The following is a 12,249-nucleotide window of genomic DNA, read 5'->3' on the forward strand; positions in this document are numbered from 1 at the left end:
CGGATGCATCACAGGCGCGTGAATCGCTCCTCGTTTCCGGGCGCGCCAGCGCGCAGGCTATCCACGCCGGGCGCGCCAGCGCGCCCAGGGCGATGTCTGCGGCAGGCGGCGCGGTTCCTCCGCCGGGCCGGTCAGGCGCAGGCCGAGATCGGGCGAATCCGGCACCGCCGGCCGCGCCAGCACCTGCAGGTCCAGCGTCGCGCGCGGCAGGTCGATGCTGCCGGACAGGGTCGCGGTGGTGTCGCCCTCCGCCGCCATGCGCGCCGTCTCCAGAAGCAGCCGGCCAGATTGCAGGGCGGCCTCCACCTCCAGCCGCTCGAAGGCCGTGGCGCCGGACAGCAGGGCGGCGCGGATTGCGGCCTCGGCGGCCACCGCATCCGCCCCGGTGCTGGCGCTGGCGGCGCCGGCCAGGTCGAAGCCGGCCAGCACGCCATCCCGCAGGTCCAGCTGCAACCGGCCGGCCAACGAGGCCAGCAGGGCGGCGGGGGAAAAGCCCGTTGCCTCCAGCGCGAAGGCCAGGTCGCCGCGGGCGGCGGCGATGTCCACCGGCAGGTCGAAGGCGGGCTCCCCCAGCGTCGCGCCGGTCAGCCTGCCGGCCAGGGCCAGGCGCGGCGGCAGGCCCGGATCGGCCTCGGCCGTCAGGGTCGCCTGCAACTGGCCGCCGGCCAGCCGGGCGTGCAGCGCCTCCAGCCGCAGCCGCGCCTCGTTCAGCCGCAGCGTGGTGGCGGCTTCTTCCAGCGTCACCTCGCCGATGGTCACGCGGGCGGCTTCCAGCGCCAGTTCCGCATCCAGCCCCGCCAGCGCCCGCAGCCCGAGCGGTTCCCTGCTGCGCCAGCCGGGGAAGGGCAGCGGCAGGTGTTCCGCCGCGATGCGTCCGGACAGGCGCGGCCGGCCTTCCAGGTTCAATGCCAGCGCACCCCGCGCCCTCAGCGCGGCGGCCACCAGCTCGAAGCTTTCCGCCGCGATGCGCCGGGGGCTCAGGGCCAGCGTCGCGATCAGGGACAAGGAGCCCTCCCCGAGCCAGGTGCCGACCTCCGTCTGCAGGGCCTCGGAGATCAGGCGCGGGGCGCCAGGGTGGCGCAGGGTCAGCCCCAGCGTGCCTGTGCGGCGGGGCGCATCCAGCGTGCCATTGGCTTCCAGCCGCAACTCGCCCAGCTCGGCGCTGCCGCGCAACGCCAGCGCCTCCATCATCCCGCCGCCGGCCAGGCGCAGCGCCACCGCCTGGTCCGCCAGCGCCGTGCCGCCGGGCCAGATTCCGGGGAACAGCGCCGCGAGGCCGCGGGCGGAGGATCCGGTGGCCTCCAGGTTCAGATCCTGCAGCCGCAGCTGCGGCGCCACGCCCAGCACGCCGGAGACGGCGAGGTCGATGCCGGCCAGCCGGCCGGACAGACGGCGCAGAGTCAGCCGTCCGGCTTCCAGCGCGCCATCCAGCGCGGCGCGTTCCAGCACCGCCTCCCCCAGCCGCACGCGTTCCGCCGCCAGCCGAAGGTTGAGGTCCACGATGCCCAGGGCGCGGCCGGCGCGCACCGGGTCGAAGCCCTGCGGCAGCCAGCGCGCCAGGTCCAGCTCGTTCACCGACAACCCCAGGCCCAGCGCCGGGCGCGGGCCATGCCGCAGCACCCCGGCGCCGGAGATCTGCAGGGCGCCGAAGCTGGCGGCGAATTCCGGCATCGCCGCCTGGGCGTCCTCCAGCACCAGGCGCATCCGGCCCTCGCCCTGGCGCAGCAGCGTGGGGTCCAGCTCTGCCACCGGCAGGCCGAGCGCGGCGAAGGTGGTGCGCAGGTCGGGGCCGGCAAAGCGGGCGCCGAGCTCAAGCCGGGCGCCTGCCGTCGCCCCGGCCAGTTCCAGCTCCGTCTCCCCCGGCAGCAGCAGGGAGACATCGGACAGCGTCAGCCGGCCTTCCTCCAGGAAGGCGGCGCCGCGCAGACGGCGGAGCGTGACGCCGCGGAAGCTGCCGGCTTCCGCCGACAGGTCGATGGACACCGGCCAGGGCCGCGGCCCGGCGCCGCGCAGCGCCGCCACCCAGCCATCCAGGTCCAGCCGGCTGGCCACCAGCGCGATATCCAGCCGCGGCGCCGGCGCCAGGCGCAGCGCCACGGCCCCGCGGGCCGGGCTGCCGGCGATCTCGATCGCCAGCTCATCCGCCGCGATCAGCTCGGCCGAGGCGGAAAGCCGGCCGGCGGCGCGAAAGGCGCCGGCCGGGCTGGGCAGCATGGCGGAGAGGTCGGGTCCGCTGGCCTCCATCTGGCCTTCGAAGCCGGTGCCGGGGATCAGCACGCCGCGGACATTGCCCAGCACCTCCGGCAGCACCACCGCCATCTCGAAGGTGGCGATGCCGTCCCAGCCCGGGCGGCCGAGCGAGGCGGTGAACTGCGTGGCGCGGCCGGCCCAGGTGAAGCTGCCGGCGACTTCCAGCGATTGCGCCGGGCCGCCGGAGGACAGCCGGGCGGAGACGCCTTCCAGCGCCGCCTCCCCGATCCGCACCGTGCCGTCTTCCAGATTGGCGTCGAGCCGGGTGATCCAGGCCGGCGGGCGCAGCGCCAGCAGCCCGCCGGGCGGCCAGGGCAGGCGCAGATCGGCGCCGACCAGCGCGATCTCGCGCGGCGAGAGCCGGCCGCCGAGCAGCGCCGGCAGGTCGAGCCGCACGCGCAGCAGCCGGGCGGTGAAGCTGTATTCCTCACCCGGCTCGCCCACCGCCACGCCGCCGGCGCGCACCACCGGCTGCGGCAGCAGGGCGAGCTCTACCGGCCCGTCCAGCGTCACCCGGCGGCCGAGCTGCAGGCTCGCCAGCTCCGCCAGCCGGCCGCGCCAGGGTTCCCAATCAACGAAGCGCGGGCCGAACCAGAGGCCGGCGCCGATCACGACGAGCAGCAGCAGGAGCGCGGTGAGCAGGCGCTTCATGAAGCGGGGGGACTTCCCCAGCCGCCGCCGCCGGGGGTCTCCAGCGCCAGCACGTCACCCGGCTGAAGCATGGCACGGTCGCAGCCGGCCATGGGCTCGACGCGGCCATCGGCGCGCTCCACCCATTGCCGGCCCGGCGCGCCGGCGGCCCCGCCATGCAGGCCGTGCGGCGGCACCTGGCGGCGGGAGGCGACGATGACGGCCTCCATCGGCCGCAGGAAGCGGATGCGGCGGCGGCTGCCATCGCCGCCCGGCCATTGCCCGGCGCCGCCGGAGCCGCGGCGGATGGCGAATTCCTCGAGCCTCACGGGGTAGCGCAGTTCCAGCACTTCCGGGTCCGTCATGCGCGTGTTGGTCATGTGCGTCTGCACGGCGGCCGTGCCCGCAAAGCCGGGCCCGGCGCCGGTGCCGCCGCAGACGGTCTCGTAGTATTGGTAAAGCGCGTCCCCGAAAAGCAGGTTGTTCATGGTGGCCTGGGCCGAGGCGCAGGCCCCCAGCGCCGCGAGCAGCGCGTTGCAGGTCATCTGGCTGACCTCGGTATTGCCGGCCACCACCGCCGCGCCGGGACGGGGGGAGAGGAAGGTGCCCTCCGGCACGATGATCTCCAGCGGCACCAGGCAGCCATCGTTCAGCGGGATCTCCTCCCCCACCAGGCAGCGGAAGCAGTACAGCACCACGGCGCGGCAGACCGCGGCGGGGGCGTTGAAATTGTCCGGCCGCTGCGGCCCGGTCCCGGTAAAGTCGATGACGGCGCTGCGGGTTTCCCGGTTCACCCGCACCGCGACCTTCAGCGGCGTGCCGTCATCGATGGCGGTTTCGAAGGCGCCGTCCTGCAGGCGCTCCAGCACGCCGCGCACCGCGGCCTCGGCGTTGTCCATCACGTGGCGCATATAGGCGCGCACCGTCTCCAGCCCGAACTCCGCCACGGCGCGGCGCAACTCCTGCACGCCCTTCTCATTGGCGGCGACCTGGGCGGTGATGTCGGCGACGTTCACGTCCGGGCTGCGCGCCGGATAGCGGGCGCCGGTCAGCAGGGCGCGGAATGCCGCTTCGCGCATCCGGCCTTCGGAGACCAGCAGGAAATCGTCGATGACGACACCCTCCTCCTCCAGCGTCGCGGAGCCGGGGGGGGTGGAGCCGGGGGTCAGGCCGCCGATATCGGCGTGATGGCCGCGGGAGCCGACGAAGAACAGGATCTCCGTCCCCGCTTCATCGAAGACCGGGGTGATGACGGTGACGTCCGGCAGGTGGGTGCCGCCGTTGAACGGGTTGTTCAGGGCCACGACGTCGCCCGGCCGCAGCGTGGCGGCGCGGGAGCGGATGACGGTGCGCACGCTTTCGCCCATGGCGCCCAGATGCACCGGCACATGCGGCGCATTGGCCACCAGCCGTCCCTGCGCATCGAAGATGGCGCAGGAGAAATCGAGCCTTTCCTTGATGTTCACGGACAGGCTGGTGTTCTGCAGCACGGCACCGGTCTGTTCGGCGATGGACATGAACAGGTTGTTGAACAGCTCCAGCATCACAGGATCGACCCGATGGGCGTCCGCGACGCGCGCGGCTTCCCGCTGTTCGGTGCGGCGCAGGATCATGTGGTTGCGCGCGGTCAGCTCCGCGGTCCAGCCGGGCTCGATGACGATGGTGGCGATGGCCTCCCGGATCAGGGCGGGGCCGGCGATGCGGTCGCCGGCGCGAAGGGCCTCGCGGTCCAGCACCGGCGCCTTGCGCCGCGCGCCGGCGGCAAAGATCTCGACGGTGGCGAGGGGTTCGGGCGCTTCGCCGGCGGCGCGCGCGGGCAGCACGGCCTCCTGCACCTGCTCGCCCGGCGCCGTCACCTCCACCACGCAGGCCTCCACCACCACCGGGCGTTCCGGCGTGGCGAAGCCGAAGCGTTGGCGGTGCGCATTGGTGAAGGCTTCCAGCACCGCGGCATGGCTGCCGAAGGGCACGGGCAGGAAGCTGTCGGTGCCGGCGTAGCGCAGATGCAGGCGGTGCGCGGCGCGCAGCGCGGTGGCGGCGGCGCCCTGGCGCACCAGCTCCTCCCGCCCCGCCTGGTCCAGGGCGTCCAGGCGCCGGGCGAGGTCGTCCATGCCCTCCGCCGTCAGTGGCGCCTCCACCGCTGCCTCGCGGATCGCGCTCTGGTCGGCCAGCCCCATGCCATAGGCGGAGAGCACGCCGGCGAAGGGGTGCAGGAAGACCGTCTCCATGCCGAGCTCATCCGCCACCAGGCAGGCATGCTGCCCGCCGGCGCCGCCGAAGCATTGCAGCGCGTAGCGGGTGACGTCGTGGCCCTTCTGGATCGAGACCTGCTTGATGGCATTGGCCATGTTGGCAACGGCAACGCGGAGAAAACCCTCCGCCACCGCCTGCGGGTCCTGGGGCTGGCCGGTGGCGGCCTCGATCTCCGCTGCCAGCGCGGCGAACTTGTGCCGGACGATGTCGGCATCCAGCGGCGCATCTCCATCCGGGCCGAAGATGGCCGGGAACTGGCCGGGCTGGATCTTGCCGACCATGACATTCGCATCGGTCACGGTCAGCGGCCCGCCCCGGCGGTAGCAGGCCGGGCCCGGCACGGCGCCGGCGCTCTCCGGGCCGACGCGGAACCGCGCGCCATCGAATTTCAGGATGGAGCCACCGCCGGCCGCCACCGTGTTGATCGCCATCATCGGCGCGCGCATCCGCACGCCGGCCACCTGCGTCTCGAAGGCACGCTCGAATTCCCCGGCATAGAGCGCGACATCGGTGCTGGTGCCGCCCATGTCGAAGCCGATGATCTTCGCGAAGCCGGCCATGGCGGCGGTGCGCGCGGCGCCGACGATGCCGCCGGCAGGGCCGGAGAGGATGGCATCCTTGCCCTGGAAGCTGCGCGCTTCCGCCAGGCCGCCGGAGGATTGCATGAAGTAGAGTTTCACGGGCGGCTGGCCGGCCGGTTCACGGACGTCGCCTTCGCCCGCCTCCGGCCGGTCGGCACGCAGCTCGCCGGCCACCTGCTCCACATAGCGGCGCAGGATCGGCGAGAGATAGGCGTCCACCACGGTGGTATCCGCGCGCGGCACGATGCGCGGCAGCGGGCTGGCCTCATGGCTCAGGCTGATCTGGGTGAAGCCAGCCTGCCGCGCCAGGTCGCCCAGGCGGATCTCATGCGCCGGATGGGCCCAGGCATGCATGAGGGCGATGGCGACGGCGCGGATGCCGGCCTGATGCGCCGAGGCCAGCGCGACGCGCGCGGCGGCTTCGTCCAGGGGCTCGATCTCGGTGCCGTCCACGGCCATGCGGCCGCCGATCTCGGCGACCCGGTCCTGCAGCAGTTCGGGCAGCTTCACCTGCAGGTCGAACAGGCGGGGCCGCGCCTGGTTGCCGATGCGGGTCATATCCGCGAAACCGCGGTTGACCAGCAGCAGCACCCGCTCCCCCTTGCGTTCCAGCAGGGCGTTGGTGGCGACCGTGGTGCCCATCTTCACCGCCTCGATGGTCCCGGGCGGGATCGGTGCGTCGGGAGCCAGGCCGAGGCAGGCGCGGATGCCGGCGACCGCCGCATCGCGGTAGCGGCCGGGATTCTCGGACAGCAGCTTGTGCGTTGTCAGCCGCCCCGCGGGGTCGCGCGCGACGATGTCGGTGAAGGTGCCGCCGCGGTCGATCCAGAACTGCCAGCCGCCCATGCCCGCCATCCTCCTGCCATCCTGCCCATCCCATCCACGCGTCCGGGCCGCAAGGCCGGACGGGATGACAGCGTAACATTGACGATTTATCGACAAATCGTCAATGATGCCGCACCAGCCCAAGGATCGCCGCATGCCAGGCCGCACCGTCGCCGGACCCGTCGTTTCCTCCGCCCATCTCGCGGCCGGTGCCTCCCCCGCGCTGTCGGAGGTGGAGTTCGGACTGATCCTGGCCGGCCACGGCTTCCACCGCTGGATGGTGCGCTGCATGGCCGCCGCAGGGCGGCCCGGCATGTCGGTGACCGAGATCCTGATCCTGCACACCGTCCGCCACCGCGACCGGCCGAAGCGGCTGGCGGACATCCTTCTGGTGCTGGACATCGAGGATGCGCACATCGCCAGCTATGCCATCCGCAAGCTGGAGGAGGCCGGGCTGGTCGTCACCGGCCGCGCGGGGAAGGAGAAGCTGGTGGCGGCGACGGAGGCCGGCGCGGCGCTCTGCGCCGCCTATGCCGAGGTGCGGGAGCGCCTGCTGGCCCGGCCGCTGCGCGCCGCCGGGCCCGGGGAGGCACAGCTGTCCGCGGTGGCGGAGCTGCTGCGCGGCCTGTCCGGCTTCTACGACCAGGCGGCACGGGCGGCGGCGACCCTGTAGCCGGGGTGCCGCTTCATGCTACCAGGGGGGACCGGAAGACGGGCTGGGGCAGCAGTTGAGCATTTGGGGCAAATTGCTGGGCGGCGTCGCCGGCTTCGTCACCGGCGGGCCGCTGGGCGCGGTGATGGGCGCCGCGCTGGGCCATGCGGCGGACCAGGGGCCGGCCACGCGCATCGGGCCGGGGGCGGCGGACCTCGCCGCGCTGCTGGGCAACAAGGAAACCCTGTTCGCGATCTCCGTCATCGTGCTCTCGGCCAAGCTGGCCAAGGCGGATGGGCCGGTGCAGCGGGCGGAGATCGACGCCTTCAAGGCGATGTTCCGCATCCCGCCGCAGAATCTGCGCGAGGTCGGGCAGATGTTCGACGAGGCGCGGCGCGACACCGGCGGGTGGGAGCCCTTCGCCGACCGGCTGGGGGAGGCCTTCGCCGACAACCGCGCCATGCTGGAGGATGTGCTGGCGGCGCTGTTCTACATCGCCCGCGCCGATGGCCCGCTGACGATGGGGGAGCTGCGGCTGCTGCAGGGCGTGCACCAGCGCTTCGGCCTGGATGCCCCCGCCTGGGATCGCGCCAAGGGCGGCCAGGCCGGCCAGGGGGGGGCGGCGCAACGCCGCGTGGAGGAAATCGACGCCTATGCCGTGCTCGGCCTGCCGACCACCGCGACCGATGAGGAGGTGCGGCTGGCCTGGCGCAAGCTGATGCGGGAAAACCATCCGGACGGGCTGGCCGCGCGCGGCGTGCCGGCGGAGTTCGTCGACCGCGCCACCCGCAAGGTGGCCGAGATCAACGCCGCCTGGGACCGGATCAAGCGCCAGCGCGGGCTGTGATGGGCCTGCGCATCCGCGACCTGCCCAGCCCGAACCAGGACGACCGGCCGCTGCCGGTGGACATGCTGGTGCTGCACTACACCGGCATGCGCAGCGGGGCGGAAGCGATCGCCCGGCTGCGCGACCCCGCCGCCCGCGTCTCCAGCCATTATGTCGTGGAGGAGGATGGCGCGGTGTTCCGGCTGGTGCCGGAGGACCGCCGCGCCTGGCATGCCGGCCTTTCCCACTGGCGGGGGCATGAGTTGCTGAACGGGCGGTCGGTGGGCATCGAGATCGTCAATCCGGGGCATGAATTCGGCTACCGCCCCTTCCCGGCGCTGCAGATGGCCGCCGTCTGCGAGCTGTGCCTGGGCATCATCGCCCGGCACGGGATCGCGCCGCGGGATGTGGTGGCGCATTCGGACGTGGCGCCGGACCGCAAGCAGGATCCTGGGGAGTTGTTCGACTGGGAAGGGCTGGCGGCGAACGGCGTCGGCCTGTGGCCCGCCGGGACGCCAGTGCCGGCGCCGGATCAGGCGGGGGCGCCGGCGCTGCTGGCCCGCATCGGCTACCGCACCGACCTGCCCCTGCCGGTGCTGCTGCGCGCCTTCCAGCTTCATTGGTGGCCGCGGCGCATCGATGGCGTGGCGGATGCCGCCACGCTGGCGCGGCTGGCGGAGGTGGCGGCCGCCTGTGGCTGAGCGCGTTGCCGCCATCCTGGCGGCCAGCCCCGGCCACCGGGACGCTCTGCAGGCCCTGGCCCTGGCCGGCCCGCGCGGCGGCCTGCTGGCGGCGGGCTTCGTGCGCAACGCGGTGTGGGACGCACTGGCCGGCCGCGTGCCGGATGTGGCGGGGCTGGCGGATCTGGACGTGGTGCACCTGGACGGGGCCGCGCCGGATGCGGCTTGGCAGGCGGCGCTGCGCGCGGCGCGGGGGCTGCCCTGGCAGGTGTCGCATCAGGGCCGGATGGCGGCCCGGCATGGCCACGCACCCTACCCCGATCTGGCATCCGCCCTGCGCCGCTGGCCGGAAACCGCGACCGCCATCGGCGCGCGGCTGGCCGCGGGGCGCGTCGCGATCCTGGCCCCCTTCGGCGTGGCGGATCTGCTGGGCTTCGTGCTGCGCTGCCCGCCGGGCGGCGACCCGGCGGCGCTGCGGGCGCGCGCCGCGACAAAAGGCTGGCTGCGGCGCTGGCCCGGGATCCGCGTCATCCCGGATTGACCGCGGCAAATCCTGGCACCGCGGATTGACCGCGGCAATTCCCGGCGCCGCGGATTGACCGCGGCAATTCCCGGCGCCGCGGATTGACCGCGGCAATTCCCGGCGCCGCGGATTGACCGCGGCGACGCCAGGGGCGATGTCAGGCACGGCGCCGGGTGGCTGGGCGACCGCTGGCGGCGTGGCGACACGCTGCTGGAGGAAAGTCCGGGCTCCACGGGGATACGGTGCCGGCCAACGGCCGGCGGGGGTCAAACCCCAGGGAAAGTGCCACAGAGAGCAAACCGCCACGACGCCGACCCGCAAGGGCCGGCCTCGCGGTAAGGGTGAAAGGGTGCGGTAAGAGCGCACCGCGCTTCCGGCAACGGCGGCGGCAGGGCAAACCCCACCGGGAGCAAGGCCGAATAGGGGCGATCGGCAGAACCTGGCGCAAGCCAGGCGGATGCAGGGGCATTCCCGCCCCATCGCCCGGGTTGGCCGCGAGAAGCCTGCGGCGACGCAGGCTCCAGAGGAATGGTCGCCCACCATCTTCGGATGGGGACAGAACCCGGCTTACAGGCCACCCGGCGCCAGCTTTCCGGGGGTCTGCGGGCCTCATCCCGCCCCACTCAAGGAACAAAAAGCGAATACAGTGAAAGGCACGCGCTCACGCGCTGTTTTCTGTGGATCGCAAGCAGAAGCGGCCGCTAATAGACTGTTAAGGCGCGTTTTTGGCTTTCGCATCCCAGCTCCGCACCCTGTTTTTCGCTTGCTGGCCCGGATAATCCCGGGTATTCCCTGGTTATCCCGATCGGGGCCCGGCTCGGGGGGGCATTTGAGGGCTTCGAACAGGATGGTCGGGCGAGCCGGTGGGGGTCGGGGGGCCCCCGCCGGCCGCTGACCGGGGTGGCATCAGGGGATGGCGGCCACCCGGCCGCCCTTTGGGGGGCAGCAGCATCGCGCGATGACCCAATTCGTGGGCACGCATACTGGAAAGCTGGACCGCAAGGGCCGCATTTCCGTGCCCGCGCCCTTCCGCGCAGAGCTGGAGGCTGCCGCCACGAACCAGCTCGTCTTCCGTACCTCCCACACGCATCCCTGCATCGAGGCACGTTCGCGCCCGGTTTTCCAGAAGATCGTCGATGGCATCCAGGACCTGCCGCATTTTTCCGAGGAGCGCGAATTGCTGGAGGCGACCCTGATCTCCGGCAGCGAGATGCTGAAGCTCGACAGCGAAGGTCGGCTGGTGTTGCCCGAGGAGATGATCGCCGAATGCGAGCTGGGCGACCAGGTCGCCTTCCTCGGCAAGGGCGACAGGTTCGAGATCTGGAACGAAGCCGCCGCCCGCGCGCATATCGCGGACAGCAAGAAGCGCGTGCGCGAATTGCGTCTGACCGTGTCGGCATCAGGCGCCGGCGCATCGCCCCTCAACACGACTCCGCGGAGCGTGCCATGAGCGGCCATGTCCCCGTGATGCTGGAGGAAGTCCTGGCGGTTATGCGGCCGCGCGACGGCGCCATCTATCTCGACGCCACCTTCGGCGGTGGCGGCTATGCCGCCGCGATCCTGGCAGCGGCCGATTGCACCCTCTGGGCGCTGGACCGCGACCCGGATGCGATCGCGCGCGGCGCCGCGCTGGCGGCGCGGTATCCGGGGCGGTTGCATCTGCTGCAGACCCGCTTCGGCGACATGCTTGACAGCCTGGCCGCCCAGGGCATCGCACGGCTGGATGGCGTGGTGATGGACCTCGGCGTCTCCTCCTTCCAGCTGGACCAGGCGGAGCGCGGCTTCTCCTTCCGCGCCGACGGGCCGCTCGACATGCGCATGGACCGCGACGGGCCGACGGCGGCAGACCTCGTCAACACGCTGCCGGAACGCGAACTGGCCGACATCATCGCCGAATTCGGCGAGGAGCGGCACGCCCGCCGCGTCGCCCGCGCCATCCTGCGCGAAAGGGCGGTGGCACCGATCGCCACCACGGCGCGCCTGGCCGAGATCGTCCGCGGCGCGGTGCCGCGCGATCCCTCCGGCATCGACGGCGCCACGCGCTCCTTCCAGGCGCTGCGCATCGCGGTCAACGACGAACTCGGCGAGATCAGCCGCGGGCTGGAAGCGGCGCAGGCGCTGCTGGCGCCGGGCGGGCGGCTGGTGGTGGTGTCCTTCCACTCGCTGGAGGACCGGCTGGTGAAGCGCGCCATGGTGGCCGCCGCCGGCCGCGCCGGCACGGCCTCCCGCCACGATCCGGCGGCGCTCCGCCCGGCCGCGGCGCCGGATTTCGACCTGCTGACCCAGCGCGCCCAGCGCCCCGGGCCGGCCGAGACGACGGCCAACCCGCGGGCGCGCTCGGCGCGGCTGCGCGCCCTGGAACGCCGGCCCGGCACGTTGCAAGCGACCCCGACGACGCAGACCCCGACGACGCAGAGCCAGGGATTGCCGACATGATCCGCCCCTTCACGATCCTCTGCTTCTGCGCCTTCGCCGGCGCCGGTGCCTGGCTCTACCAGGTGAAGCACCAGGTCGCGACGCAGGACCGCGAACTGCGCAGCCTGTGGCGGCAGACCGAACAGGCGCGCGACCGCACCGCCATCCTGCGCGCCGAATGGGCCCTGCTGAACGAGCCGGAGCGGCTGCGCCAGGCGGCGCAGCGGCATCTGGCACTGACGCCGATGCAGCCGCAGCAATTCACCCGCCTGCCGGAGATGGAGCGCCGCCTGCCGCAGGCCATCGCCTTCGCCGGCCCGCCCAACCTGTTCGTGCCCGACCAGGGCCGTGCCGGCACCGCCCAGGTGATGCTGGCCGCCGCCCAGGTGACGGCCCCCGTCCCGGCCGACAACCCGGTGGCTGAGAGCCCGGCCGCCCCTGACCCGATGGTCGGGGTGGGCGAGCTGCCGCCGCCACCCCCTGCCGCGCCGCCCATGCTGCTGGCCGCCGTCCAGATGCCCCAGCCGGCCCGCGCCCCCGCCCGCGCCGCCCCGGCCGAGACGGTGCGCCGGGACGAGGCGCCGGCGCCGCAGGCCCTGGCCGCGACGCTCGCC

At 73.3% G+C, this 12,249-nt stretch carries 9 protein-coding genes and 1 other RNA gene; 8 read left to right on the forward strand and 2 right to left on the reverse strand.

The window, feature by feature from the left end; all coding sequences use genetic code 11:
• Positions 1-57: 57 nt before the first annotated feature.
• Entirely contained in the window at positions 58-2,901 is a 2,844-nt protein-coding gene (locus HEQ75_RS19630; protein WP_168033816.1) for an AsmA family protein, read from the reverse strand.
• The gene (locus HEQ75_RS19635) at positions 2,898-6,569 is read right to left on the reverse strand and encodes a hydantoinase B/oxoprolinase family protein (protein ID WP_456237393.1); all 3,672 of its coding nucleotides are present in this window, start codon (positions 6,567-6,569) and stop codon (positions 2,898-2,900) included. Before HEQ75_RS19635 ends, HEQ75_RS19630 begins: the two co-directional genes overlap by 4 nt.
• A gap of 124 nt (positions 6,570-6,693) precedes the next feature.
• Between HEQ75_RS19635 and HEQ75_RS19640 the strand changes: the two genes are divergently transcribed.
• From HEQ75_RS19640 to ftsL, 8 genes are all read left to right on the forward strand, one after another.
• Positions 6,694-7,212 (forward strand): winged helix DNA-binding protein, encoded by a 519-nt coding sequence (locus HEQ75_RS19640; protein ID WP_209318657.1) that lies wholly within the window; start codon positions 6,694-6,696, stop codon positions 7,210-7,212.
• Positions 7,213-7,267: 55 nt separating this feature from the next.
• Entirely contained in the window at positions 7,268-8,038 is a 771-nt protein-coding gene (locus tag HEQ75_RS19645) for a TerB family tellurite resistance protein (protein ID WP_168033818.1), read from the forward strand.
• Positions 8,038-8,718: an N-acetylmuramoyl-L-alanine amidase gene (locus tag HEQ75_RS19650; RefSeq protein ID WP_209318658.1), complete on the forward strand. Its 681-nt coding sequence runs from the start codon at positions 8,038-8,040 to the stop codon at positions 8,716-8,718. The genes HEQ75_RS19645 and HEQ75_RS19650 overlap by 1 nt, the downstream gene beginning before the upstream one ends.
• Positions 8,711-9,238 carry a nucleotidyltransferase family protein gene (locus HEQ75_RS19655; protein ID WP_168033819.1) on the forward strand — a complete coding sequence of 176 codons (528 nt, stop codon included), beginning with the start codon at positions 8,711-8,713 and terminating at the stop codon, positions 9,236-9,238. The genes HEQ75_RS19650 and HEQ75_RS19655 overlap by 8 nt, the downstream gene beginning before the upstream one ends.
• A gap of 151 nt (positions 9,239-9,389) precedes the next feature.
• An RNA gene (rnpB, locus tag HEQ75_RS19660) (RNase P RNA component class A) lies at positions 9,390-9,806 on the forward strand.
• A 327-nt stretch (positions 9,807-10,133) separates the two neighbouring features.
• The gene (locus HEQ75_RS19665; protein ID WP_168033820.1) at positions 10,134-10,670 is read left to right on the forward strand and encodes a division/cell wall cluster transcriptional repressor MraZ; all 537 of its coding nucleotides are present in this window, start codon (positions 10,134-10,136) and stop codon (positions 10,668-10,670) included.
• Entirely contained in the window at positions 10,667-11,656 is a 990-nt protein-coding gene (gene rsmH, locus HEQ75_RS19670; protein WP_168033821.1) for a 16S rRNA (cytosine(1402)-N(4))-methyltransferase RsmH, read from the forward strand. The genes HEQ75_RS19665 and rsmH overlap by 4 nt, the downstream gene beginning before the upstream one ends.
• On the forward strand, positions 11,653-12,249 hold a 597-nt coding region (gene ftsL, locus HEQ75_RS19675; RefSeq protein WP_168033822.1), incomplete at its 3' end, for a cell division protein FtsL. The genes rsmH and ftsL, both read left to right, overlap by 4 nt.

It is taken from the genome of Falsiroseomonas selenitidurans (genome assembly GCF_012103215.1).
Lineage (GTDB): Bacteria > Pseudomonadota > Alphaproteobacteria > Acetobacterales > Acetobacteraceae > Falsiroseomonas > Falsiroseomonas selenitidurans.

Coding starts and splice junctions, on each gene's coding strand:
- HEQ75_RS19630 (WP_168033816.1), bottom strand. CDS start 2,901: ATGAAGCGCCTGCTCACCGCGCTCCTGCTGCTGCTCGTCGTGATCGGC.
- HEQ75_RS19635 (WP_456237393.1), bottom strand. CDS start 6,569: ATGGCGGGCATGGGCGGCTGGCAGTTCTGGATCGACCGCGGCGGCACC.
- HEQ75_RS19640 (WP_209318657.1), top strand. CDS start 6,694: ATGCCAGGCCGCACCGTCGCCGGACCCGTCGTTTCCTCCGCCCATCTC.
- HEQ75_RS19650 (WP_209318658.1), top strand. CDS start 8,038: ATGGGCCTGCGCATCCGCGACCTGCCCAGCCCGAACCAGGACGACCGG.
- HEQ75_RS19665 (WP_168033820.1), top strand. CDS start 10,134: ATGGCGGCCACCCGGCCGCCCTTTGGGGGGCAGCAGCATCGCGCGATG.
- rsmH (WP_168033821.1), top strand. CDS start 10,667: ATGAGCGGCCATGTCCCCGTGATGCTGGAGGAAGTCCTGGCGGTTATG.